This is a genomic window from Photobacterium ganghwense, assembly GCF_003025595.1.
Lineage (GTDB): Bacteria > Pseudomonadota > Gammaproteobacteria > Enterobacterales > Vibrionaceae > Photobacterium > Photobacterium ganghwense.
Map to the genome: position 1 here is coordinate 20,457 of NZ_PYMI01000014.1, position 23,479 is coordinate 43,935.

General features: G+C 53.5%; 24 protein-coding genes. 17 read left to right on the forward strand and 7 right to left on the reverse strand.

The genetic code is table 11. The features are described from left to right. The 5 genes from rlmB (at position 1) to rplI (ending at position 2,460) form a co-directional block, all read left to right on the forward strand. The gene (gene rlmB / locus C9I92_RS24500) at positions 1-735 is read left to right on the forward strand and encodes a 23S rRNA (guanosine(2251)-2'-O)-methyltransferase RlmB (RefSeq protein WP_047887598.1); all 735 of its coding nucleotides are present in this window, start codon (positions 1-3) and stop codon (positions 733-735) included. Between the two features lie 301 nt (positions 736-1,036). After that, positions 1,037-1,423, forward strand: coding sequence for a 30S ribosomal protein S6 (rpsF, locus tag C9I92_RS24505; protein WP_047887599.1), 387 nt, complete (start codon positions 1,037-1,039; stop codon positions 1,421-1,423). Between the two features lie 6 nt (positions 1,424-1,429). Further along, complete coding sequence (gene priB, locus C9I92_RS24510; protein WP_047887600.1) at positions 1,430-1,732, forward strand: primosomal replication protein N; 303 nt, start codon at positions 1,430-1,432, stop codon at positions 1,730-1,732. Between the two features lie 16 nt (positions 1,733-1,748). Next, a complete protein-coding gene (gene rpsR, locus C9I92_RS24515; protein WP_002539422.1) occupies positions 1,749-1,976 on the forward strand; it encodes a 30S ribosomal protein S18 in 228 nt (75 codons plus the stop codon). 31 nt (positions 1,977-2,007) lie between these two features. Further along, positions 2,008-2,460 carry a 50S ribosomal protein L9 gene (gene rplI / locus C9I92_RS24520; protein WP_047887601.1) on the forward strand — a complete coding sequence of 151 codons (453 nt, stop codon included), beginning with the start codon at positions 2,008-2,010 and terminating at the stop codon, positions 2,458-2,460. Positions 2,461-2,556: 96 nt separating this feature from the next. Here rplI and C9I92_RS24525 read toward each other — a convergent pair whose 3' ends face one another. Then, positions 2,557-3,312, reverse strand: coding sequence for a DUF481 domain-containing protein (locus C9I92_RS24525; protein ID WP_047887602.1), 756 nt, complete (start codon positions 3,310-3,312; stop codon positions 2,557-2,559). Between the two features lie 219 nt (positions 3,313-3,531). Between C9I92_RS24525 and C9I92_RS24530 the strand changes: the two genes are divergently transcribed. From C9I92_RS24530 to C9I92_RS24540, 3 genes are all read left to right on the forward strand, one after another. Then, on the forward strand, positions 3,532-4,929 hold the full coding sequence (locus C9I92_RS24530) for a replicative DNA helicase (protein WP_047887603.1): 1,398 nt from the start codon (positions 3,532-3,534) through the stop codon (positions 4,927-4,929). 66 nt (positions 4,930-4,995) lie between these two features. Beyond that, on the forward strand, positions 4,996-6,075 hold the full coding sequence (gene alr, locus C9I92_RS24535) for an alanine racemase (protein WP_047887604.1): 1,080 nt from the start codon (positions 4,996-4,998) through the stop codon (positions 6,073-6,075). Further along, on the forward strand, positions 6,075-7,406 hold the full coding sequence (locus tag C9I92_RS24540) for a BamA/TamA family outer membrane protein (protein ID WP_248827400.1): 1,332 nt from the start codon (positions 6,075-6,077) through the stop codon (positions 7,404-7,406). The genes alr and C9I92_RS24540 overlap by 1 nt, the downstream gene beginning before the upstream one ends. A gap of 212 nt (positions 7,407-7,618) precedes the next feature. Here C9I92_RS24540 and C9I92_RS24545 read toward each other — a convergent pair whose 3' ends face one another. Continuing rightward, positions 7,619-9,085: a RimK family ATP-grasp domain-containing protein gene (locus tag C9I92_RS24545; RefSeq protein ID WP_047887605.1), complete on the reverse strand. Its 1,467-nt coding sequence runs from the start codon at positions 9,083-9,085 to the stop codon at positions 7,619-7,621. Between the two features lie 75 nt (positions 9,086-9,160). Here C9I92_RS24545 and C9I92_RS24550 point away from each other — a divergent pair, with 75 nt between their 5' ends. Then, positions 9,161-10,273: a GNAT family N-acetyltransferase/peptidase C39 family protein gene (locus C9I92_RS24550; RefSeq protein ID WP_047887606.1), complete on the forward strand. Its 1,113-nt coding sequence runs from the start codon at positions 9,161-9,163 to the stop codon at positions 10,271-10,273. On the opposite strand, the gene C9I92_RS24555 is transcribed toward C9I92_RS24550, so the two are convergent. Beyond that, positions 10,254-10,673 (reverse strand): secondary thiamine-phosphate synthase enzyme YjbQ, encoded by a 420-nt coding sequence (locus C9I92_RS24555; RefSeq protein WP_047887607.1) that lies wholly within the window; start codon positions 10,671-10,673, stop codon positions 10,254-10,256. The two genes, C9I92_RS24550 and C9I92_RS24555, sit on opposite strands and share 20 nt — an antisense overlap. A gap of 289 nt (positions 10,674-10,962) precedes the next feature. Between C9I92_RS24555 and pgi the strand changes: the two genes are divergently transcribed. After that, positions 10,963-12,615 (forward strand): glucose-6-phosphate isomerase, encoded by a 1,653-nt coding sequence (pgi, locus tag C9I92_RS24560; RefSeq protein ID WP_047887608.1) that lies wholly within the window; start codon positions 10,963-10,965, stop codon positions 12,613-12,615. 82 nt (positions 12,616-12,697) lie between these two features. On the opposite strand, the gene C9I92_RS24565 is transcribed toward pgi, so the two are convergent. The 3 genes from C9I92_RS24565 to zur form a co-directional block, all read right to left on the reverse strand. After that, a complete protein-coding gene (locus tag C9I92_RS24565; RefSeq protein WP_047887609.1) occupies positions 12,698-12,910 on the reverse strand; it encodes a cold-shock protein in 213 nt (70 codons plus the stop codon). A 407-nt stretch (positions 12,911-13,317) separates the two neighbouring features. Continuing rightward, a complete protein-coding gene (locus C9I92_RS24575; RefSeq protein WP_047887611.1) occupies positions 13,318-13,779 on the reverse strand; it encodes a chemotaxis protein CheX in 462 nt (153 codons plus the stop codon). A 34-nt stretch (positions 13,780-13,813) separates the two neighbouring features. Beyond that, positions 13,814-14,257, reverse strand: a complete 444-nt coding sequence (gene zur, locus C9I92_RS24580) for a zinc uptake transcriptional repressor Zur (RefSeq protein WP_047887612.1) — start codon at positions 14,255-14,257, stop codon at positions 13,814-13,816. Between the two features lie 838 nt (positions 14,258-15,095). Between zur and dusA the strand changes: the two genes are divergently transcribed. Continuing rightward, positions 15,096-16,136, forward strand: a complete 1,041-nt coding sequence (dusA, locus tag C9I92_RS24585; RefSeq protein WP_047887613.1) for a tRNA dihydrouridine(20/20a) synthase DusA — start codon at positions 15,096-15,098, stop codon at positions 16,134-16,136. Positions 16,137-16,279: 143 nt separating this feature from the next. On the opposite strand, the gene ypfJ is transcribed toward dusA, so the two are convergent. After that, positions 16,280-17,167, reverse strand: a complete 888-nt coding sequence (ypfJ, locus tag C9I92_RS24590; RefSeq protein WP_047887614.1) for a KPN_02809 family neutral zinc metallopeptidase — start codon at positions 17,165-17,167, stop codon at positions 16,280-16,282. 484 nt (positions 17,168-17,651) lie between these two features. On the opposite strand from ypfJ, the gene pspG reads away from it, so the two are divergent. The 6 genes from pspG to C9I92_RS24620 all read left to right on the forward strand — a co-directional run bounded on the left by pspG (position 17,652) and on the right by C9I92_RS24620 (position 23,476). Continuing rightward, positions 17,652-17,960, forward strand: a complete 309-nt coding sequence (pspG, locus tag C9I92_RS24595) for an envelope stress response protein PspG (protein WP_047887615.1) — start codon at positions 17,652-17,654, stop codon at positions 17,958-17,960. 120 nt (positions 17,961-18,080) lie between these two features. Next, a complete protein-coding gene (locus C9I92_RS24600) occupies positions 18,081-18,716 on the forward strand; it encodes a TIGR04219 family outer membrane beta-barrel protein (RefSeq protein WP_047887616.1) in 636 nt (211 codons plus the stop codon). Between the two features lie 116 nt (positions 18,717-18,832). Further along, entirely contained in the window at positions 18,833-19,066 is a 234-nt protein-coding gene (locus C9I92_RS24605) for a hypothetical protein (RefSeq protein WP_047887617.1), read from the forward strand. 147 nt (positions 19,067-19,213) lie between these two features. After that, complete coding sequence (locus C9I92_RS24610) at positions 19,214-21,031, forward strand: assimilatory sulfite reductase (NADPH) flavoprotein subunit (RefSeq protein ID WP_047887618.1); 1,818 nt, start codon at positions 19,214-19,216, stop codon at positions 21,029-21,031. Further along, positions 21,031-22,722 carry an assimilatory sulfite reductase (NADPH) hemoprotein subunit gene (gene cysI, locus C9I92_RS24615; RefSeq protein WP_047887619.1) on the forward strand — a complete coding sequence of 564 codons (1,692 nt, stop codon included), beginning with the start codon at positions 21,031-21,033 and terminating at the stop codon, positions 22,720-22,722. Before C9I92_RS24610 ends, cysI begins: the two co-directional genes overlap by 1 nt. Then, positions 22,715-23,476 carry a phosphoadenylyl-sulfate reductase gene (locus C9I92_RS24620; protein WP_047887620.1) on the forward strand — a complete coding sequence of 254 codons (762 nt, stop codon included), beginning with the start codon at positions 22,715-22,717 and terminating at the stop codon, positions 23,474-23,476. Before cysI ends, C9I92_RS24620 begins: the two co-directional genes overlap by 8 nt. Positions 23,477-23,479: the final 3 nt, after the last annotated feature.

Below are 23,479 nucleotides of genomic sequence, written 5' to 3' on the forward strand. Positions count from 1 at the left end.
ATGAGTAATGACACCATTTTCGGGATCCATGCGGTACAGGCTGTCCTGAACACTGACCCATCCCGCTTTATTGAGGTCTTTGTCCTGAAAGGCCGTCAGGATGAACGTCTGCTGCCAGTGCTGAATGAACTGCAACGCCTGGGCGTGACAATTCAGCAGGCTGGGCGTAAAGCGCTGGACGATAAAGTCAAAGGTGCTGCGCACCAGGGGATTATTGCCCGCGTGCGTCCGGGTAAGCAGTACAACGAGAATGACCTAGATGACCTGTTGGCCAGCCAGGAAAACCCGCTGTTGCTGGTGCTGGACGGCGTGACAGACCCGCATAACCTAGGGGCTTGTCTGCGTAATGCCGATGCCGCTGGGGCGCTGGCGGTGATTGTGCCGAAAGATCGCTCTGCACAGCTGACCGCGACGGCCAGTAAAGTGGCCTGTGGGGCCGCTGAAGTGGTGCCACTGGTGCGCGTTACCAATCTGGCGCGCACTCTGCGTGCGTTGCAGGAAAAAGGCGTCTGGGTGGTTGGGACTGCTGGTGAAGCGACACACGACATTTACCAGAGCAAGCTAACCGGGCCGCTGGCGATCGTTATGGGCGCCGAAGGGGAAGGCATGCGTCGCCTGACCCGCGAGACCTGCGATGACCTGATCAAGATCCCGATGGCGGGTACGGTATCCAGCCTGAACGTTTCTGTGGCAACGGGCATCTGCCTGTTCGAGGCAGTGCGTCAGCGTTCCTGAATAGCATGTAACAGCCGATGGCATGGCCGGTCTGAAGGACTGGCCTGAGTGAGTTGTAAGCGGAGCCTAGGCTCCGCTTTTGCCGTTCTGGCCGGGGGCTGGGCAGCGACATTGCGCTTGAATGTTTTTTGCCTGAAAAAATCCCATTCGGAATGTCGGATATTGGTAAAATTCTCTTGCTTAGGTTGCCCATTCTCTGTACTATTCTGCCTCCAAATTCTCGGTTCTTTTTTTTAGTTCCTTGCTTCTCATGGATGACCGAGCCAAACAGAGAAGCTGATTAATCCGTAAGGAGCAACCCATGCGTCATTACGAAATCGTATTCATGGTGCACCCAGATCAAAGCGAGCAAGTTGCTGGCATGATCGAGCGCTACACTGGTGCAATCAAAGATTCTGGTGGTCAGATTCACCGTCTGGAAGATTGGGGCCGTCGTCAACTGGCTTACCCAATCAACAAGCTGCACAAAGCACACTACGTTCTGATGAACGTTGAAGCTGAGCAGTCTGTAATCGACGAGCTGGAGTCTAACTTCCGCTTCAACGACGCTGTGATCCGTAACATGATCATGCGCACCAAAGGCGCTATCACTGAGCCATCTCCAATGATGAAGGCTAAAGAAGAGCGTGCCCCACGTCGTGAAGAGCGTGCAGAAGCACAATCTGAAGGCGAAGCTGCAGCTGAGTAATATTGCATGACCAATCGTCTGGAGTTGTCTGGCGTTATCGCCAAAGACCCCAAACGAAGCAAGTCGCTGGCCGGAATACCTCATTGCCATTTTGTCCTTGAGCACCGTTCCTGCCAGCAAGAAGCTGATTTACCGCGCCAAGTGTATTGTTACATCAACGTGGTAGTCAGCGGGCAAGGTCAACAAGTTCTCACTCAAGATTTAGCTGTCGGCAGTCACATTAAGGTAGGTGGATTCGTCGCTTACCACACCGGCCGGAACGGTATCGGTAAATTAGTGTTACATGCTGACCACATTGAAAAAATTTAGTTCAGGAGATAAGCCCATGGCACGTTTCTTCCGTCGTCGTAAGTTCTGCCGTTTCACTGCAGAAGGCGTACAAGAGATTGACTACAAAGACGTAGCAACTCTGAAAAACTACATCACTGAAGCTGGTAAAATCGTACCAAGCCGCATCACTGGTACTCGTGCTAAGTACCAGCGTCAGCTGGCTCGCGCTATCAAGCGTTCACGTTACCTAGCTCTGCTGCCATACACTGACAAGCATCAGTAATCGGCCCGGTTTAATTTAAGAGGAAAAGATAATGCAAGTTATTCTACTTGATAAAATCGGTAACCTAGGTAGCCTTGGTGATCAGGTAAACGTTAAAGCTGGTTTTGCTCGTAACTTCCTGATCCCTCAGGGTAAAGCAGTTATGGCTACTAAGTCTAACATCGAGATGTTCGAAGCTCGTCGCGCTGAGCTAGAAGCAAAAGTTGCTGAGCAACTGTCTTCTGCTGAAGCACGTGCTGAGAAGATCAACGCTCTGGAAGCAGTAGTAGTTGCATCTAAAGCTGGTGATGAAGGCAAGCTGTTCGGTTCTATCGGTACTCGTGACATCGCTGAAGCAATCACTGCTGCTGGCGTTGAAGTAGCGAAGAGCGAAGTTCGTCTACCAGAAGGCGCACTGCGCACGACTGGCGAATTCGAGATCAGCGTTCAGCTGCACTCTGACGTATTCGCAACAGTTAACCTGAACGTTGTAGCTGAAGCTTAATAACGTTTTGTGTTAATGAAAAAACCAGCCCTCGGGCTGGTTTTTTTATACCTCAAATTTGGTATCGCTCCGGCGGGCAGGTGACGCGCAGCGGCGTCACATCTTAAACAGCAGACTGATGGTCATCGTGGAGTCACGCTTTTTCAGCCCGTCCGGCACCCAGCTGTTGAGCTTCTGGGTATTACTGAGCTTGATGGCCACGTGTTCGTTGATGGCGGTGGTCAGGTTCAGCTCGGCTTCCAGGGTGCTGTTACTGTTGCCGCCGATCCCGGTGAAGCGGGCATCCAGTTCGACGTCTTTAGACGGCTTCCAAGTCATTTTCGCGCTGCCACGCAGAATCAGCTCATCCACCGTTTCCGGCAGGATGATGTCGTCATCGTCAATCTCATCCAGGTTTGGCTCCTGATGGCGGTAACCCGGACCGGCTTCCACTTCCATCTGGAAAGTTTCCCGGCGCACCAGCTGGTAACCAAGACCGGTTGAGAAGGTGAAATCGGCAAAGTATGGCCCGTAGCGGTCATCAATATAGTTGATGTTGCCCAGCACATAAGTGCGCTGGTTGATCTTCATATCGCTCTGCAGCTCGATCTGCCCTTTGCGCTTATCTTCTTCCCCGTCTTTTTCCGCCAGCAGGTATTTCGCTTCTGCCGTGTGTCGGTACTGGTTTTCTACGTAAGTCAGGCCGATGCGGCTGTTGAGAGTCTGGGAGTCTGAATTGCCGCCTAGCGACTGATAGCCCAGCTCCAGTTCAGTGCTCCACGGGGGAGGGATACGGGTGGGTTCGTCGTCCTCATCGGCAGCGTGCAGGGGCAGGCTGGCAATGAGGAAAAACACCGGCAGGTATCGTGCCAAGCGGCCTCCTTCTGCTAAAAACATAACGGAATGTGAACAGGACGCCGCAGTTTACCCTATTTCTGTTAGCTTTTGGTCAGGAAATACGACCCGGCTTAACGGCACCACAGGCGAGGCGTAAGATGACGGCGTGAACAGACTATATTGGATAGAGGGTCTTACGAAGTGCGAAATAGGGTATAATGCCCGGCTCAGTTCCCGGCAATAATTTCAATTCCTATGGCAGAAAGAAGCAAACCGAAGAATTTCAACGAGTCCAGGGTGGATGAACTCAAAATGGCACCTCACTCGCTCGAGGCCGAGCAGTCCGTTCTTGGCGGCCTGCTGCTGGACAACGAGAAGTGGGACGTTGTCGCTGAAAAAGTCGTGGCGAAAGACTTTTACAGCCGTCCGCACCGCATCATTTTCGAAGGGGTCGCCAGCTTGCTGGAATCCGGCCAACCATTGGATTTGATCACGCTGTCTGAGCATCTGGAGCGGGCAGACAAGCTGGAAGACGTTGGTGGCTTTGCCTACCTGGCGGAGCTGGCAAAAAATACCCCGTCAGCGGCTAACATCCTGGCATATGCCGAAATCGTGCGTGAACGCGCCCTGATCCGGGATATGATCAGTGTGGCTAACGAGATTGCGGATGCCGGTTATGATCCCCAGGGGCGTACCAGTGAAGATCTGCTGGATATGGCGGAAAGCAAGGTATTTGCCATTGCCGAGCAGCGCACTTCTGCCAACGAAGGTCCGCAGAATGTCGATACCATTCTGGAGAAAACCCTGGAACGGATCGAGCTGCTGTACCAGAGCCCGCAGGACGGGGTGACCGGGGTCTCGACCGGGTTTACTGACCTTAACAAGAAAACGGCCGGTTTGCAGGGGTCGGATTTGATCATCGTGGCGGCCCGTCCGTCGATGGGTAAAACCACGTTCGCGATGAACCTGTGTGAAAACGCCGCCATGGAGCAAGAAAAGCCGGTTCTGATCTTCTCGCTGGAGATGCCCGCCGAACAAATCATGATGCGTATGCTCGCCTCCCTGTCCCGGGTTGACCAGACCAAGATCCGTACCGGTCAGCTGGATGACGAGGACTGGGCCCGGATTTCATCGACGATGGGTATTCTGATGGAAAAGAAGAATATGTACATCGACGACAGCTCTGGCCTGACCCCGACCGAAGTGCGCTCCCGTGCCCGCCGGGTGGCACGTGACCACGGTGGCCTGAGCATGATCATGGTCGACTACCTTCAGCTGATGCGGGTGCCTGGGTTGCAGGACAACCGTACCCTGGAAATCGCCGAAATCTCCCGCTCGTTGAAAGCGCTGGCCAAAGAGCTGAATGTGCCTGTGGTAGCGCTGTCGCAGCTGAACCGATCGTTGGAGCAGCGTGCCGATAAACGCCCGGTTAACTCCGACCTGCGTGAATCGGGGGCGATTGAGCAGGATGCCGACTTGATCATGTTCATCTATCGCGATGAGGTCTACCATGAAGACAGTGCCCTGAAAGGGATTGCTGAAATCATTATTGGTAAGCAGCGTAATGGTCCTATCGGTTCCGTGCGTCTGACATTCCAGGGACAGTTCTCGCGCTTCGACAACTATGCCGGCCCGGCGTTTGACGACGAGTAACGGCGCAGACTGACAACAGAAAAAGAACAACCGGTAGATACCGGGCAGTAAACAGTAGGATTTTTGATGAAAGCGGCAACAGCATATATCAACACCCAGGCCCTGACCCATAACCTGAGCCAGATTCGGGCTCAGGCGCCAAACAGCAAGATTCTGGCGGTCGTTAAGGCGAACGGTTACGGCCACGGACTGGACCATGTGGCCCAGAGCCTGCCGGATGTGGATGGTTTTGGTGTTGCCCGTATCGAAGAAGCACTGTCGCTGCGCGCTGGCGGAGTGGTGAAGCCGATTTTGTTGCTGGAAGGGTTTTATGCCCCGTCCGATCTGCCTATTCTGGAAACCAACAACATTCAGACCGTGGTGCACTGCGAAGAGCAACTGGATGCGCTGGAGCAGGCGAGCTTGGAAAGCCCGGTGGTGGTGTGGCTGAAAATTGATACCGGTATGCACCGACTGGGCGTTCGCCCGGAGCAGTACGCCTCATTTGTGGATCGCCTCCATGCCTGTCCGAATGTGGCGAAGCCGCTGCGTTACATGAGCCATTTCGGCTGTGCCGATGAGCCAGCCAGTCCGGTCACACCGGCCCAGATTGAGCTCTTTCTGGAATTGACCAAAGGCTGCAGTGGCGAACGTTCGCTGGCAGCATCGGCCGGAATTTTCGCCTGGCCGGACAGCCACCTGGAATGGATTCGCCCGGGCATCATCATGTACGGTGTGTCACCGTTTACTGAGTCAACGCGCAGCGCGCAGGCATTCAAAATGAAACCGGTGATGACGCTGACGTCGAGTCTGATTGCGGTGCGGGAAGTGAAGCAGGGCGAATCGGTTGGCTACGGTGCCAACTGGACCAGTGAACGGGATACCAAGGTGGGCGTGATTGCCATCGGCTACGGGGATGGCTATCCGCGTATGGCCCCGAACGGGACGCCGGTGCTGATTAACGGCCGCTTAACCCCGATTGCCGGCCGGGTCTCGATGGATATGCTGACGGTGGATTTGGGCCCGGAGGCTACCGACAAAGTCGGCGATGAGGCGATTTTGTGGGGAGAAGGGCTGCCCGCTGAAGTGGTGGCAGGGCACATTGGTACCATTGCGTACGAGTTGGTGACCAAGCTGACGTCCCGTGTGGCGATGGCCTACAGCTGATGGCGCGCATCGTGGCTGCCTTACCCACAGCAACCACCGACAAGGTGTCTGATAAACCGTTCCGGGCCGTGGCTATTGCCGCGGCCTGGCTGTTTTCAGTCGTCGTTCAGGCCAATGATGACGGCATCAAAATCAACACTGGCCACCTTGAAGAAAACGGCGAACTGAGCTGGGCGCGGGATTATGCCGTGGTACCTTTTGCTTTCTACACGGACAACTTCGGGTTTGCTGCCGGGATGGCTGGGGTGGTCAAAGGGGCCTGGCAACCGCAGGCCTCGGTGTTTGGGGCCGGTGTTATGGGTACCAAAGGTACCTGGATGACCTACCTGCGCGGGGACAACTTTCAGCCAGGCGCTGACAGCCGCTGGTTATTGGGGGGCGATGCGTACAACGCCGATTTTCAGGACATTGATTTTTATCTTGGCGCTGCCGCAGGGAATAATTCCAGCGCGGACGATGCCGTTACAGCCAGTGCATACGACGCCCGATACCGGCTGTTTGCCCGCTATATTTTCCCGCTGGGATCGGCCACGGAGAACCCACTGAGGTCGCTGGCTCTTGAGCGGCCGGTAACCGGCCATGTTCCTTGGCAAAGCGGCATTACTTCAGTCGAGTTCCGGCCGTTTTACTTCAGCCGCCGTTTTCATGATTCTCCTCCTTTGCCTGACAGCGAGTTTGCCCCGGCCGACGAAGTCTGGGGGCTCGAAACCCGGCTGGAATGGGACAACCTGAACAACGAACATAACCCGACCAAAGGCTCACTCAGCCAGCTGACGGTGACGGTGGATCCGGGCAGTGATGACCGGGCGAGCTGGTGGCAGTGGGAACTCAGCCAGAGCTGGTTCTGGGACTTAGGACCGGCAGGGGAGGTGTTTGATCAGCAGGTGCTGGCCGTGAATGCTTATCTGTCGGATGTGCCGGGCTGGAACCAGAGCGAGTCCGTAAATGGCAACTCGCTTTATCACCGGCCGCCGGAGTTTGCCCGTGCCAGTCTGGGCGGTTTGTTCCGGCTGCGCAGTTACCAGGGCGGCCGTTTTACCGATCGCAGTGCTATCAGCTACAGCGTGGAATACCGGGTTATGCCGGACTGGCAGCCTCTGGGAGGTTGGCCGGTCTTCAACTGGTATGACGTACCCTGGTGGCAGTGGGTCGTGTTTGCCGATGCCGGGCGGGTTGCTGATGAGTTCAACTTAGCGACCCTCAATAAAGCGATGCGCTGGAGCGCCGGCGGCGCTGTGCGCTTTCAGGTGGAAGGCGTGGTGGTACGTGCTGAAATGGCCTGGGGTGAGGAAGACAGCCGGTTTGCGGTAATGGTGAACCAGCCGTTTTAGTGGTGGGGAGGCACGCTTGGTTTGCGATGGCGGGCAGGAGCTTGAATCTAAACCTCAACATCGACTTTAGCTTTAACCTGGATCCGGCTGGATCTGAGAATCCCTCTTGTCGCCCCTTTGGCAGCGCCCGAATGCCCGATGAGGCTTAAAAAAGGCGAGCGGGTGGCTCGCCATTGTGGGGGTTGGTCGCTTGTCGGTATCGGGTACTGTGCTTAGAAACCGCGTAGCTGAATACGACGCAGGAATTCGGTCATGATCCGGTCGTACAGCAGGTCGCCGAGGAAGGCGTCCTCTACTTTGTGGTCAATACTCGGGTTATCGTTGATTTCAATCACCACCACCTGACCGTCAACCTCTTTCAAATCCACCCCGTATAACCCGGAGCCAATTTGGTTGGCGGCTTTCAGGGCGGTGTCGATCACCGCTTTCGGCACTTGTTTCAGATCCAACGTCTCAAAGCCGCCTGAGCTGACCCGACCGCTGTTGTGGTGCTGATAAATCTGCCAGTGGCCCCGGCTCATGTAGTACTTGCAGGCGAACAGCGGCTGGCGATTGAGCACTCCAATGCGCCAGTCAAAGTCGGTCGGCAAAAATTCCTGAGCCAGAATCAGGGTGCTGCGGGCAAACAGCTTATCCATCTGGGTCAGCAGTTCCTCGCGGTTCTTCACCTTAACCACACCCACCGAGAATGCGCCATCCGGTACTTTCAATACCATCGGGAAACCGATCTCACGCTCAGCCAACTCCTGCCAGTGCGGATCAAAGTTTTTCAGGATCACGCTCTTGGGCGTCGGAACCTTGTGCAGACGCAGCAGTTCAGTCAGGAACACCTTGTTGGTGCACTTCATGATGGATTCCGGATCGTCCATGACGACCAGTCCGAGCTTTTCCGCAGTCTTGGCGAAGCGGTAAGTAAAGTTACCAATGTTCGTGGTCGAGCGGATAAACAGGCCGTCAAATTCCCCCAGACGGGAAAGGTCGTCCGGGGTGATGGTCTGCAGCCGCATTCCCAGGCGTTTGGCCGCTTTCTTAAAGCTGTGCAGGGCCGTGCTGTCTGACGGTGGCATTTTCTCATGCGGATCGACCAGCAGCGCCAGATCATAGCGTGCATTCTTGTTCGGCTTGGGTGAGCGCCAGACCTTGTTCGAGAAGCGCTCCAGTGCTTCGGCAAATTGGTCCTGTTCCGGATCCGTCAGGTCCTGGAACGGGAATGGTGTGATCTGTTCAACCTGCCAATGTGACTCTGAGCGGCGAATGGTGACCTGCATGACTGGCACCATAAAGTGCTCGAACAGGCGACGGGCAATTTTCTCAAAGCCCGGCACCCTGGATTGGCCAAAATAGATTTTTTCTTCCAGACGGTCCCCGACAGCCGGCATATGGTTGGCAAACGCCTTCTCCAGCTGGTCAGACGGTACCGACAACAAGAACGGCTGAGACAGATCATTGATCGTCATTACCCGCGGGATCACCCGGTGACCCCGCGCCTCAGCCATCAGCGAGCAATAATAGCCGCTGCTCATATACCCATAGTCTCGGCACAGGTTGATAACCTGTGTGGTTTTATTCTCGCAAAACGCGCCGTGTTGTAAGTAGGTATCTACAGTGACGACCCTGTCAGAAGGGAAATACTGCCGCCAGTCACTGTCGTTGTCGGTAATAATGAGGACTTTTGTCATCTTTTCACTCACCTATAGCCATTCGGCCAAATTTGGGATTTAATCGATCCAGTCCATTCAAGCGTGAATAAGTCCATGATAGTCCGTATCGCACTGCTCAATGATCTAGCCAGTTTAAATACTCTTGAGGCTCAGCTTTTTGACGGGGACCGAATCGCCCCGCGTCAGATGCGGCGGTTTATTAAATCGCCCCAGAGCGTGTTATTTGTGGCGGAAGAGGAAGGTCGAATTACCGGCTATGGACTGGTGTTGTTTCACCGGGGTACCCAGCTGGCACGGTTATATTCCCTTGCCGTCGATCCCGAGTTCCGTGGCAGGCACATAGCCCAGCAGTTATTGGCTGCGTGTGAAGCGGCGGCGCTGGAAAACGGTTTCAATACATTACGGCTGGAAGTGCGGAATGACAATCGTGCCGCGCGAAATCTTTATGAAAAATGCGGCTATAAACCATTAAAAGTTTTAATCCATTATTACGATGATCTGGCCGATGGGATCCGGATGCAAAAACGTCTCAGTCCGGTCGAGGCCAAGCATTTATTGCCGCTGCCACTGTACGTGCAGACCACGCCTTTTACCTGCGGCCCGTCCTGTCTGATGATGAGCCTGTCCTATCTCGATCCCGATTTTCAGCCGAGCCGGCAGTTGGAGTTACAGCTGTGGCGTGAGGCGACCACTATCTTTATGGCATCCGGTCACGGTGGCTGCAGCGGGCATGGGCTGGCAATGGCGGCGCACCGTCGGGGCTGTGATGTCGAGCTGTGGGCGCAGTCAAAATCCACCCCGTTTATCGACAGTGTCAGGGACCCGAAGAAAAAAGACATTATTGAGCTGGTGCACCTGGATTTCTGCCAGCAACTGGAAGAAGCCGCTGTCCCGGTTGTTGATGCGATGCCATCGGTTGAGCAGATTGAAACCTGGCTGAAACAGGGCATGTGTCTGCTGATGTTGATCAGCACATACCGGTTCAACGGCTGTAAAGAGCCGCACTGGATTGTGCTCAGCGGGGTCAGTGAGCAGTTCTTTTTCTTCCATGACCCCTATGCGGAAGACCGAGCGGACAGCAGCCATCGCGCCCATATCCCGCTAAACAAAGCCGGACTGAGCCAAATTCTGGGGTTCGGGCGCCAGAAACACACCGCCTGTGTTGTGCTCAGGCCGGTAGCGGGGATTACTCCCCTTGCAGGGTAATCACCAGCGTACGGCTGCCGCCGTGGTCACGGTGCTCACCCAGGTAGATCCCCTGCCAGGTGCCTAAGGCGAGGCGTCCGTTCGTGATGGGTACTGTCACACTGTTACCCAGCAGCGACGCTTTGATATGGGCTGGCATGTCATCGTCCCCTTCATACGTGTGCCGGTAGTACGGCGCACGTTCCGGCACGGCCTGATTAAAGTGGGTTTCCATATCACCGCGTACCGTCGGATCGGCGTTTTCATTAATCGTCAGGCTGGCCGAGGTGTGCTGGATAAAGAGATGGGCCAGCCCGACGTTCAGTGAAGCCAATTGTGAAAGGTGTTGTTCAATTTCATCGGTTATCAGGTGAAAGCCGCGTGAGCGGGCGCGCAGCTGCATTTTAGTTTGGTACCACATGTTGTTAACCCTTTTCATTTCTTTGTGACAAACAGCGATGATTGTTAAACATATTGCACTGTTTCCTCTCGATCATTTACTCTTTGTTTTCGTGACCTGACGCAATGAAGGCCATAATGGCTCGCGTCATAATTATTCATAAGTTGTAAAATTACAAAAATTAGACGGCCTCGCAGGTTGAGCTACACTTGGGGCAGCACGGTTTCACAACATTCTTATCATCGGGGATCCCTTGCGGGAGTATGGTTACCCGTAAGTGGATGAACAATTAAAAATCAGGAACTTCACCATGTTGAAAGACATCAATCCAACTCAGACCGACGCGTGGAAAGCGCTGACCGCCCACTTTGAAGATGCACAGGATCTTCAGCTGAGCGAGCTGTTTGCCAACGACAGCGAGCGTTTCACAAAGTTTTCGGCCACGTTCGGCGCTGACATCCTGTTGGATTACTCCAAAAACCTTATCACTGAAGAGACCATGGCAAAACTGTTTGCTCTGGCCGAAGAAACGGAAGTTAAAGCGGCGATTGCTGACCTGTTCAGTGGTGAGAAGATCAACCGAACTGAAGATCGTGCTGTGCTGCACTCAGCGCTGCGTAACCGCAGCAACACACCTATTATGGTAGACGGCGAAGACGTGATGCCAAAGGTGAATGCCGTATTGGACAAAATGCAGGCTTTTACAGCCCGTATCGTTGATGGTGAGTGGAAAGGTTACACCGGTAAAGCGATCACTGATGTGGTGAACATTGGTATCGGTGGTTCAGACTTGGGCCCGTACATGGTGACTGAGGCGCTGATGCCTTACAAAACTCGCCTGAACATGCACTTTGTGTCTAACGTTGACGGCACCCATATTGCTGAAACCCTGAAAGCGCTGAATCCGGAAACCACCCTGTTCCTGATCGCTTCGAAGACTTTCACCACCCAGGAAACCATGACCAACGCGCACTCTGCCCGTGACTGGTTCCTGGCGGAAGCCGGTGATCAAGCGCACGTTGCGAAACACTTTGCGGCGCTGTCGACCAATGCCAGCGCGGTCGCGGAGTTTGGTATCGATACCGACAACATGTTTGAGTTCTGGGACTGGGTCGGCGGCCGTTACTCACTGTGTTCAGCGATCGGTCTGTCTATCAGCCTGGCGATCGGCTACGACAACTTCGTGGCGCTGCTGGATGGTGCCCATGCGATGGACAAACACTTCGCAGAAGCGCCGCTGGAGCAAAACCTGCCAGTGATTCTGGCGCTGATCGGGATCTGGTACAACAACTTCTACGGCGCAGAGTCGGAAGCGATTCTGCCTTATGACCAGTACCTGCACCGTTTCGCCGCGTATTTCCAGCAAGGCAATATGGAATCAAACGGCAAGTGTGTTGACCGTGGCGGCAACCCGATTGACTACCAGACGGGCCCTATTATCTGGGGTGAGCCGGGAACGAATGGTCAGCACGCGTTCTACCAGCTGATTCACCAGGGAACGAAACTGATTCCGTGTGATTTCATCGCTCCGGCGATCAGCCATAACCCTCTGAGCGATCACCATCCAAAACTGATGGCGAACTTCTTTGCTCAGACTGAGGCTCTGGCTTTTGGAAAAACCAAAGAGCAGGTGGAAGCGGAATTTATTGCGGCCGGTAAGTCGCTGGACGAAGTGAAAGATCTGGTTCCGTTCAAAGTGTTCGATGGTAACCGTCCAACCAACTCCATTCTGGTCAAGCAAGTGACACCGGCAGTGCTGGGCTCATTGATTGCGCTGTACGAACACAAAATCTTTACTCAGGGTGTGATCTGGAATATCTACAGCTTTGACCAGTGGGGTGTTGAGCTAGGCAAACAGCTGGCGAACAAGATTCTGCCAGAGCTGAACAGCGCTGATGCCATCAGCAGCCATGACAGTTCAACCAATGGCCTGATCAACGCATTCAAACAATGGCGTCAGTGATCTGCTGGCCGGGCCAATAAAATTTGCCAATAAAAAACGCCGCATTTGTGCGGCGTTTATTTTTGGCGTGTGTAGCGAGGCATTAAGACAACGCAATCACTTCGCTGGCTTGTGGGCCTTTCTGACCATCTGTCACGATAAATTCAACACTTTGGCCTTCGCGCAGAGTACGGCGGCCGTTGTTTTGAACGATAGCGCTGAAGTGTACAAACACATCTTTGCCATCCGCACCTGAAATAAAGCCAAAGCCTTTTTCATCGTTGAACCACTTTACGGTTCCAGTCAGTTTGCTCATGTTACGATCTTTCCTTTGCAATCGAGTATTTCCTTGCTGCCTGATACAGGCAAGCAAAACGACGCTGAGGGTTCATCAATACGTGTCTTGATGCCTATCCAGCATATTCAGTCTAGACTGAATTACTGGGAGTGGGTATTTTTTTGTGCGACTTTTCTGGCAACTTCACAGAAAAATCAACGTGATAATGTTGGCCGTCATGACAGGGAGAGATCACCTGAGCAAAAGGGAATACGTTTGTTCGACTGGAGCGTTGTTAGACCAGGCGGCCACTAGACTTGATGGGCCCGGCAAGGGAAATGTGTCAGGTAAGGCTACTGTGTTTGACAAGTCCAGGCTGAAGGCTGAACAAGGTTACCTCGCCGACGCTGGCCGGCCGCAGGTAACACAGTAGAGGCAGGCGGCAGTTAGTCGAAGCAGATCTCGATGTAGGCTTTACCGTATTCGGAGTCAAACGGCATGATGATGATAGCACCGTCACACTTGTGAGTAATGGTATGGCCACGGCCGGATACCACGGCAGGGGTCGCCATTTCAAACTCGTAGCCTTTATCTGACAAAATGCGTTTGGCACCGCCGGTGACCATATTGGTAATTTCGCCCACCATGTCGGTGACTTCTTCATTGATACCGTGCGGACGTTCGCCCAGCATTCGCTGCATGATTTCCAGTGCCAGCCCTTCCTCAAAAGTGACGGACATTGAGCCTTTGGTCTTGGGGCCGATCATGCCAATCAGTCCGGAGACATCACCACGGGCGACTTCATCGCGTTTTAGTCGAGGTTTTTGTGGAGCCAGCTCCATCGACGCCATCGTTTTGAGTACATTCAAAAGTGACGCTAAGAAAGGGTTTACGAATTCTGCGCGCATAATCGTTACGACTGTCTCTGTCCTGAAATAAAACTTACTTGCTCTGGCATTGTTGGCAAACACCATGGCTTTCAACGACATGGTGAGCAATTTCAAAGCCTTTCTGCTCAGCTCTCTGACGAAGCAGGCGAGCCAGTTCTTCATCGTGGCACTCTTCTACCGTGCCGCATCGATCGCAAATCAGCAGCTGTGAGCAGTGATCAGCATGTCCCAGCAAACAGCAGGCAATATAGCTGTTCGTTGACTGAACCTTGTGCACAAACCCTTGGGCGAGAAGAAAATCGAGAGCACGGTAAACCGTTGGCGGTTTCGCTTGCGGCTCGCTCTCGCGCAGCAGGTCCAGCAGTTCATAGGCACTGATAGAGCTGTGGTGGTCGATAATCAGTTCGAGCACCTTAAGCCGTTGAGGTGTCAGCCTGACTCCCCGTTGCTCACAGAGTTGTCGTGCATTGTCCAGCAACTGCTTTTTATTTGCCATATGACCTCAAATTACAAGCGATAAGAACAGCATACTACCATATTCACCTGTAAACGTATCGCCGATGATGGCAAAAGCCGGTCGTGAGGGAAAGAAAAAATGTGCGTGGTTTCTCATCCATGACACCGTTGAAACTGGGTATTTCTCACTGTCATCCTCTCATATGAATGTACACCTTTGTTCTTGTTGTGTGGCTTTTTGCTGTCCAACTTAAATTGGTTGTAAGTGGATTATTGTAAATTATTGATTTAAATCTATATTTTATGGTGTTCAGCTTTTTGTGCGATTTTTTAGGTGAACTGTCCTTGTTGTTTTTACTTTTATATTAGTGAGTTACTTTGATTTCTGTACCTCTGGTCAGTTATTTATAGTATTTGGCTTACTATGTTCTTTTTAACCCAGTGGGTGTTGTACAGCTTTTTTATGTTTGGTGATGAAAAAGGGTTAGCCTGCCTATCGGTTTAGATTGTGGTGAGTGTAATGTAATGATTTTACGTTGGTTTAAAGGTACGTGCATCTTTTTGGCCTATTGGTGTTAAAAAGCTATTAAAGCTGTACATTGAATGATGGCTGGTTTTTATCTTTATGATTTTAATGGCTAATATTGTTATTTAAAAATGCCTGCTATGTTCTTTTTGCTTTCAGACAGAAGCCAGCATAGAGGCAGAACAGAGAGAGGTATCGGGCTGTAGTGGTGGTTAAAAGTTGGGATAGTTTCGTGAATAAGGTAGAATCCGCACTCTTTCATCGCAGGGGCTGGAAAACATAGCTTACTGCGGTGTGTCCGCTTTGCTTTGAGTGGGACAGAACAGATTTTGCGCAATAGATGAGGTTTTCGATGACAGAGAGTGCCGTGGTGAGCAATCAACAAACTGAAAATAAGCAGGCCGTTCAGTCTGAGTATCCGGCATGCCGTTTTTCCATTGCACCTATGCTCGATTGGACCGATCGTCATTGCCGCTATTTCCACCGTTTACTGAGCGAACATGCTCAGCTGTACACTGAAATGGTGACAACGGGGGCGATTATTCATGGCAAAGCGGATTATCTGGCCTATAACGAGGAAGAGCACCCGCTGGTGTTGCAGTTGGGGGGCTCAAACCCGGCAGATCTGGCAACCTGCGCCAAGCTGGCTGCCGAGCGTGGCTATGACGAAATTAACCTGAATGTAGGCTGCCCGTCAGATCGCGTTCAGAACGGTCGTTTCGGTGCCTGTCTGATGGGGGAAGCTGAGCTGGTAGCCCAGTGTGTGGCCGCTATGCGTGAGGTGGTGGATATTCCGGTCTCGGTCAAAACCCGTATCGGTATTGATGAGCAGGACTCTTACCCATTCCTGACCGATTTTGTCGGCATAGTCAGTGAAAAAGGCGGCTGTCGTGATTTCACCATTCATGCCCGCAAAGCCTGGCTGAGTGGTCTGAGCCCGAAAGAAAACCGCGAAATTCCGCCGTTAGATTATCCGCGTGTGTACCAGCTGAAAAAAGATTTCCCGCATCTGACAATGGGGATCAACGGCGGCATCAAGACGCTGGAAGAGATGGAAGCACACCTGGCTCATATGGACGGCGTTATGGTCGGACGTGAAGCCTATCAGAATCCTTATCTGCTGGCGGAAATCGATCAGCGCCTGTTTGGCAGCGATACCCCAATGAAAAAACGTCGTGCTGTGGTGGAAGCCATGTTCCCGTACATTGAGCGTGAGCTGTCGCAAGGGGCTTATCTGAACCATATTACCCGACATATGCTGGGCCTGTTCCAGAACATGCCGGGCGCGCGTCAGTGGCGTCGACACATCAGCGAAAATGCCCATAAACCGGGCTCCGGTATTGAAGTGCTGGAGCAGGCACTGGCGAAAATTCCTGCTCATCTGGATGTGTAAGGGCGTAGCCCTCTATCTCTATTTCTATCTCTATCGTAACCCTTTTCAGAGAGTGCTTGTGATAGCTCAACGGGTCTGCCAATGCAGACCCGTTTTTGTTAGAGGTGGGAATGTTGAGAGTCAGACACTCATTTAGCGGAAATTTACGGCATTGCGGCAAAGGTATTGCAGTTGTCCGGATCGCCTGACTGGAAGCCTTTTTTAAACCATTCCACCCGTTGCTTCGATGAACCGTGGGTAAACGCATCTGGCTGCACCGCTCGTCCGGCCATTTCCTGTAATCTGTCATCCCCGACGGAGCTGGCCGCCTGCAGCCCCTCCTCAATATCGCCCGGCTCTAACAGCTGCATTTCGTTATGTACATAGTACCCCCAGACCCCGGCATAACAATCAGCCTGCAATTCCAGCATGACGCTGAGCTGGTTGGCGTCGGTTTCGCTGGCCTGTTTCTGCATCTGGGCGACCCGACTGCTGGTCCCCAGCACATTCTGGACATGGTGGCCGACCTCATGGGCGATCACATAGGCAAATGCAAAATCGCCCGGTGCGCCAAGTTTTTTCAGGGCATTCATAAAACTTAAATCAAGGTACACCTTGCTGTCAGCCGGGCAGTAAAACGGCCCGGATTGTGCTTGACCGGCTCCGCAGCCGCCGGTCATGGTCAGGTTGGTATACAACACCAGCTGTGGTTCCGGGTATTGTCCCGGCAGCAGGGCATTCCAGACGGTTTCGGTGGTGCCCAGAATGGCCGCGACAAACTGCGCATTTTCATCCTCCTCCGGTATTCCCTGTTGGGTGCCCGGCTGATTGCTGAGTCCGGAATTTGGCAAGCCCACCTGCGTGACGCCACCGGTAAAATATTGGTAGGCGAGGTAAATTCCCCCAAGCACGAGAATGACTTTCCCGATTTTGGTTTTCAGCAGGAAAGGCAGAAAACGCAGCAGGCCGGCGATGGCCAGACCGGACTGTGCCGGTCCTTGCCCTCGGCGATCATCAATATTGGTACTTCGTTTGGATTGGCGCCAACGCATACTTGCTCCTCGTTCAATCCTGATGGCTCTACCTTAGTCTGGCGGAAGTCCGCCAAATTGCGTATGCCAATTGCGAGATGTTGTCCTGCTGTGATTAGCTGGCTTGTCGGGTAAGCCGATGCCGAGGGGGATATCGTGGTACAGACTCAGGCAGGGAAAGGGATGGCGAATTTAACGAAACCTTAGCCAAAGACGCCGAAGAAGTGAGGATATATACAATGCGCTTGATAGTATCTTTTTGATTTTACGATGATAAATGGATTCTTGAAAATGGCCTGATTTGTGCAGTGGTTCAGCAAGGTAGTCTAGAACAATGCGTCAGACAGCCGACCCTGATAGCTGACCCAGACAATTAGCGCAGGGAGTAGGCTGACTTTCACGATGCTTCAGAATAGATTTCAGATAAGTAATGCCTGTCACCGCGTAGCGGGATGCTGGGGTATAAGCCACAATCAGCAGGGCATAATAAAGGAGAAAATGAACGATGGTTGAATTCTTATTTTTAATGGCGTTTGCCTTTGTCCTGGTGATCACCGGCGTGAGTGCGGTCGGGATGATTCTTGCCATGGTAGTCGGCTTTATCGTCATGGCGGTGGCCGGAATGATTGGCGTGGTGTTTGATTTGCTGCCGTGGATCATTCTGATTGCGGTCGCGGTCTGGGCGTATCGCCGTTACCAGGGACCTCGTAACCTGAGCGGAACAACGGAGCGATTCGGGACTTATTATCGTCATAGCCACCGTCAGTACCGTCGTGGGGATTACCGCCGGTTTGACCGCGATGATCGCCGTTAACCCCTTGTGGGCAATGGGGTCGGAGGAGGCCGGATAAGCCGACACAATTGCGGCTTTCTCAGACATCATCTGTTATAGTCTTCGCCGTTTGATAGACCAATAATAGAGTGGAGACTCATCATGAATAAATTGACGCTAACTGCGCTGGCAGGGGCTATGGCACTGGCAGCAGCAGTACCGGCACAGGCGGATGTGCTGTTGGGCGCAAAAGTGGGTGCGGATGCGTGGTTTACCGATGCCAAAATCAACGACAGCAGTGCGGCCGCTGACAGCCACACTTCTGGCTCTTACTACCTGGCGCTGGAGCACTTCATTCCTCTGGTACCAAACGTGCGTCTGCGTTACACCAATGTGGACAACGGTGCGGTGTCTTTCGGCCAGACGGATTACACGCTGTACTATGAGATCCTGGACAACGACGCGATCGCTTTCGACCTGGGTCTGACAATGGCGAAATTCAATGCCGGTCAGTTCGGTGCCGAACGTTTCAGCGAATGGCAACCAGCGCTGTACGGTAATGTTGAAGTCGGTATCCCGATGACGCCGGTGTCTTTCTTCGGTGATGTAAACTACGGCAACTATGACAGCACCCGTACGCTGGATGCCCTGGCAGGCGTGAAGTGGACGGTGCCGCTGGTGGTGGATCTGAACCTGCGCGCTGGCTACCGCGTGATGGACTATGATTTTGATTTCGTTCGCAATGGCGGCGACTTCAAAACTGACGGTTGGTTTGCCGGTGTTGAAATCGATCTGTAATTGATTGATTCATTTTTATTCTTGAAAAAGCCACGCTGCGTCGTGGCTTTTTTGTTGCCTGTTTTCCGGGTTCTGTACCATTTTTATAGAAGGTTAGGCGGTAGGGAAGAAATCGTATGACATTAACCGAATTACAGCGCCTGTATGATTCGAGCGAAATTGTCGAAGCCGTTATTGAGCCTTCTATTCAGGCGAATGGCTGGATCGTGGAATTTCGTCATCGGCGTGGCGGATTCGTTCCGCTGACTGACGGGGCAGGGAGCGAGAAATGTTATCGCGACATTGATACTGCCACCGAGCGTGCGTTTGAGGTGGGATTCCACCAGGTGCGCATTGCAGATACCTTCTGACTCTTCTGCCGCTGACTCGTCCACTCTCCTGACTCAGCGGCGTATTTCCCCATACAAAAAGTTATAAAACATTCTTATCTATTCTTTCTTGTTATTTCCTTGAGTAGCTAATCTAACCCCTACGCAATGTAAAGGGATCGTCGTGTCATGTTACTTAAGGAACTTTCCGCTCTGGCCAGCCCGCTTAATGATCAGCAAATAGGTCAACTCCAGCAGGCTGTCGCCGAGCTCTCACCACAGCAATTAGCGTGGATCAGTGGATATTTTTGGGGTCTGAGTCAGACTCCGTCAGTCGGGCAGACTGTGCCCGCTCAGCAGCCGGCCGTGGCAGTTGCCAGCCAGCCAGCCGGTAAGTTGACCATCATTTATGCGTCTCAGACCGGCAATGCCAAGGGTGTTGCCCAGGCGCTGAAAGCAGAAGCGGATGCCGCTGGGATCAGCGCGGAGCTGTTCTCTGCTGGTGACTACAAAGGTAAAAATCTGGCCAAAGAAACCCATGTCATCATCGTGGCGTCAACCCATGGTGAAGGGGAAGCACCGGATGATGCCATTGAGTTACATGAATTCCTGCAATCGAAAAAAGCACCTAAGCTGCCGAACCTGCAATACGCGGTCATCGGCTTGGGAGATTCCAGCTACGAATTTTTCTGCCAGACGGCAAAAGATTTTGATGCCTACCTGGCGAAGCTGGGCGCGCGTCCGATGCTGGAGCGTCTCGACTGTGACGTGGATTACGATGCGCCGGCTGCGGCGTGGCGGGCAGAGGCGCTGGATAAAGTGCAGGAGACTCTGGTAACGGCTGACGCTCAGGTGGTCACGCTGCCGGTCGGGCAGGCCGTGGCAAGCGTATCGGCCTACACCAAACAGAACCCGTATGCTGCGACGCTGCTGACCAGCCAGAAAATTACCGGGCGCAACTCAGGCAAAGATGTGCGTCATGTCGAGATTGATCTGGAAGGCTCCGGCCTGACTTATCAGCCGGGTGATGCGCTGGGTGTTTGGTATGACAATGACCCCGTACTGGCTGACGCCATTCTGGCCAAAGCCGGTTTGAGCGGTGAAGAAAGCGTTGATGTGGATGGCCAGGCGGTATCTCTGCGCGACGCGCTGATAAACAGCTACGAAGTGACGGCGGCAAACCCACAGCTGGTGACCCGTTACGCGGATCTGTCCGGCAGCAAGAAGCTGGCCAAGCTGGTGGAAGACAAAGATAAGCTGCGTGAGTACGCCGCCAACACCCAGGTGGTCGACGTACTGGCGGAGAAAAAAACAGCGCTGACTGCCGAACAGCTGCTGGGTTTGCTGCGTCGTCTGACACCTCGCCTGTACTCCATTGCATCCAGCCAGGAAGAAGTTGGTGAAGAAGTGCACTTGACTGTCGGGTTGGTGGAATATGCTCACGCTGAGGAAACCCGTCAGGGCGGTGCGTCCAGCTTCCTGTCCCGTCGTCTGGAAGAAGGTGAGTCGGTAAAAGTCTTTGTTGAGTCGAATAACCATTTCAAACTGCCTGCTGACGATAATACTCCGGTGATCATGATTGGTCCGGGGACGGGAATTGCGCCATTCCGGGCCTTTGTGCAGGAGCGTGATAACCGTGGCGCTGAAGGTAAGAACTGGCTGTTCTTTGGCGATCGGACATTTACCGAAGACTTCCTGTACCAGGTGGAATGGCAGAAATACCTCAAAGACGGTGTCGTGAACCGGATTGACGTGGCTTTCAGCCGCGATCAGGCCGAGAAAGTGTACGTGCAGCACCGCCTGCTGGAGCATGCAGCCGAAGTCTGGAAATGGCTGCAGGACGGCGCCCATGTTTATGTGTGCGGTGATGCCAACCATATGGCGAAAGATGTCCACGATGCTCTGCTGACCATTGCCGAGCAGCAAGGCAACCAGAGTCGTGAACAGGCCGAGCAATACCTCAGTGAACTGCGTAAGAACAAGCGTTATCAAAAGGATGTCTACTAATGAGCGAGCAAAAACTATCAGATAACGAACGCCTCAAGCGTGAAAGTAACTTCCTGCGCGGGACCATTGCTGACGATCTGCAAGACCGGATGACTGGCGGCTTTACCGCTGACAACTTCCAGCTGATCCGCTTCCACGGCATGTACCAGCAGGATGACCGGGATTTCCGTGCCGAGCGTGCCAAACAGAAGCTGGAGCCGCTGCACAATGTGATGCTGCGAGCCCGTATGCCGGGCGGTATCATTACTCCGCCGCAATGGCTGGCGATTGATAAGTTTGCGGAAGAACATTCACTGTACGGCAGTATCCGTCTGACGACCCGCCAGACGTTCCAGTTCCACGGGGTGCTCAAGCCAAACATCAAACTGATGCACCAGACCCTGAACAAGATTGGGATCGACTCGATTGCCACCGCCGGTGACGTGAACCGTAACGTTCTGTGTACCAGCAATCCGGTGGAATCCGAGTTGCATCAGGAAGCCTACGAGTGGGCGAAAAAGATCAGTGAACACTTGCTGCCGAAAACCCGTGCGTATGCCGAGATCTGGCTCGACGGTGAAAAGCTGGAAAGCACGGACGAAGAGCCGATTCTGGGCAGCACCTATTTGCCACGGAAGTTTAAAACCACGGTCGTGATCCCGCCGCAGAATGATGTGGATGTTCACGCCAATGACCTGAACTTTGTTGCGATTGCGGATAACGGCAAGCTGGTCGGCTTTAACGTCCTGGTGGGTGGTGGCCTGGCGATGACCCACGGGGATAAAACCACATACCCGCGCCGTGCGGATGACTTCGGATTTATCCCGCTGGAGAAAACGCTGGAGGTGGCGGCAGCGGTCGTGACGACCCAACGTGACTGGGGGAACCGCTCGAACCGTAAGAATGCGAAAACCAAATACACCCTGGATCGGGTTGGGGTGGATGTCTTCAAAGCCGAAGTGGAAAAACGTGCCGGGGTGGCCTTTGAGCAAAGCCGTCCGTATGAATTCACCGAGCGCGGCGATCGTATCGGTTGGGTGGAAGGTATCGACGGTAAGCACCACCTGACACTGTTTATTGAAAATGGCCGTTTGTTGGACTTCCCGGGTAAACCGCTGAAAACCGGGGTCGCAGAAATTGCCCGTATCCATCACGGTGACTTCCGCATGACCGCTAACCAGAACCTGATTGTGGCTGGTGTGGCGGCAGAGGATAAAGCGACGATCGAAAAGATCGCCCGCGATCACGGCCTGATCGATGATACGGTCAGTGAGCAGCGTAAAAACTCCATGGCGTGTGTGGCGTTGCCGACCTGTCCGCTGGCGATGGCTGAGGCAGAGCGTTTTCTGCCGGAGTTTGTGACGGACGTTGAACAGCTGCTGAGCAAGCACAGCCTGCCGCAGGAAGAGAACGTGATTTTGCGGGTTACAGGCTGCCCGAACGGCTGTGGCCGTGCGATGCTGGCGGAAATCGGTCTGGTCGGTAAAGCGCCGGGCCGTTACAACCTGCATCTGGGCGGCAACCGTAACGGGACCCGTATTCCGAAGATGTACCTGGAAAACATCACGGTTGAGCAGATCATGGCTGAACTCGACAGCCTGATCGGCCGCTGGGCGCAGGAGCGTCAAGACGGTGAAGCATTTGGTGATTTCACCATCCGTGCCGGAATTATCGAGCCGGTGCTGATCTCTAAGAGGGATTTCTATGCCTGATGTGAAACTTGCCGCGTTGCTGGAGAAAAGCAAAGTCGAGCAGATCCTGGAGCTAGCCAGTATCAATGCTGAGCTGGAAGGGTTATCAGCGCAGGCGCGGATTCGCTGGGCGCTGGACAACCTGCCGGGGCAGTTCGCGCTGGCGTCCAGCTTCGGTATTCAGTCGGCGGTGATGCTGCATATGGTCACCCGCGAGCAGGCTGATATTCCGGTGATTCTGACTGATACCGGCTATCTGTTCCCGGAAACCTATCAGTTTATTGATCAGCTGACTGAGCGTTTGAAGCTGAACCTGCATGTGTACCGGGCGGAACTGACCCCGCAATGGCAGGAGGCACGCTTTGGCCGCCTGTGGGAGCAGGGGGTTGACGGCATCAAACAGTACAACCGCATCAACAAAGTCGAACCGATGCGCCGTGCACTGGATGAGCTGAATGTCAGCGCCTGGTTCTCTGGACTGCGTCGTGAACAGTCATCGACCCGGGCAACGCTGCCGGTACTGGCGATCCAGAATGGTGTATTCAAGTTCCTGCCGCTGATTGACTGGACGAATCAGGACATTGATGCCTATCTGGCGCAGTATGATCTGCCGTATCACCCGCTGTGGGATCAGGGTTACCTGTCGGTTGGCGATACCCACACGACCCGTAAGTGGGAGCCGGGCATGAAAGAAGAGGAAACACGCTTCTTTGGCCTCAAGCGTGAGTGTGGGCTGCATGAAGATGATGTGGAAACCGATGGTTCCGGCATCTGACAG

Bases quoted from the DNA above. Each gene is read 5' to 3' on its own strand.
- cysI (WP_047887619.1), top strand. From the start codon at position 21,031: ATGAGCGAGCAAAAACTATCAGATAACGAACGCCTCAAGCGTGAAAGT.
- C9I92_RS24565 (WP_047887609.1), bottom strand. From the start codon at position 12,910: ATGAGCAAACTGACTGGAACCGTAAAGTGGTTCAACGATGAAAAAGGC.
- C9I92_RS24545 (WP_047887605.1), bottom strand. From the start codon at position 9,085: ATGACAAAAGTCCTCATTATTACCGACAACGACAGTGACTGGCGGCAG.
- C9I92_RS24550 (WP_047887606.1), top strand. From the start codon at position 9,161: ATGATAGTCCGTATCGCACTGCTCAATGATCTAGCCAGTTTAAATACT.
- priB (WP_047887600.1), top strand. From the start codon at position 1,430: ATGACCAATCGTCTGGAGTTGTCTGGCGTTATCGCCAAAGACCCCAAA.
- C9I92_RS24610 (WP_047887618.1), top strand. From the start codon at position 19,214: ATGTTACTTAAGGAACTTTCCGCTCTGGCCAGCCCGCTTAATGATCAG.
- rlmB (WP_047887598.1), top strand. From the start codon at position 1: ATGAGTAATGACACCATTTTCGGGATCCATGCGGTACAGGCTGTCCTG.
- pspG (WP_047887615.1), top strand. From the start codon at position 17,652: ATGGTTGAATTCTTATTTTTAATGGCGTTTGCCTTTGTCCTGGTGATC.
- C9I92_RS24530 (WP_047887603.1), top strand. From the start codon at position 3,532: ATGGCAGAAAGAAGCAAACCGAAGAATTTCAACGAGTCCAGGGTGGAT.
- C9I92_RS24620 (WP_047887620.1), top strand. From the start codon at position 22,715: ATGCCTGATGTGAAACTTGCCGCGTTGCTGGAGAAAAGCAAAGTCGAG.
- C9I92_RS24555 (WP_047887607.1), bottom strand. From the start codon at position 10,673: ATGTGGTACCAAACTAAAATGCAGCTGCGCGCCCGCTCACGCGGCTTT.
- C9I92_RS24575 (WP_047887611.1), bottom strand. From the start codon at position 13,779: ATGCGCGCAGAATTCGTAAACCCTTTCTTAGCGTCACTTTTGAATGTA.
- rpsR (WP_002539422.1), top strand. From the start codon at position 1,749: ATGGCACGTTTCTTCCGTCGTCGTAAGTTCTGCCGTTTCACTGCAGAA.
- zur (WP_047887612.1), bottom strand. From the start codon at position 14,257: ATGGCAAATAAAAAGCAGTTGCTGGACAATGCACGACAACTCTGTGAG.
- pgi (WP_047887608.1), top strand. From the start codon at position 10,963: ATGTTGAAAGACATCAATCCAACTCAGACCGACGCGTGGAAAGCGCTG.
- C9I92_RS24540 (WP_248827400.1), top strand. From the start codon at position 6,075: ATGGCGCGCATCGTGGCTGCCTTACCCACAGCAACCACCGACAAGGTG.
- rpsF (WP_047887599.1), top strand. From the start codon at position 1,037: ATGCGTCATTACGAAATCGTATTCATGGTGCACCCAGATCAAAGCGAG.
- dusA (WP_047887613.1), top strand. From the start codon at position 15,096: ATGACAGAGAGTGCCGTGGTGAGCAATCAACAAACTGAAAATAAGCAG.
- rplI (WP_047887601.1), top strand. From the start codon at position 2,008: ATGCAAGTTATTCTACTTGATAAAATCGGTAACCTAGGTAGCCTTGGT.
- alr (WP_047887604.1), top strand. From the start codon at position 4,996: ATGAAAGCGGCAACAGCATATATCAACACCCAGGCCCTGACCCATAAC.
- ypfJ (WP_047887614.1), bottom strand. From the start codon at position 17,167: ATGCGTTGGCGCCAATCCAAACGAAGTACCAATATTGATGATCGCCGA.
- C9I92_RS24605 (WP_047887617.1), top strand. From the start codon at position 18,833: ATGACATTAACCGAATTACAGCGCCTGTATGATTCGAGCGAAATTGTC.
- C9I92_RS24600 (WP_047887616.1), top strand. From the start codon at position 18,081: ATGAATAAATTGACGCTAACTGCGCTGGCAGGGGCTATGGCACTGGCA.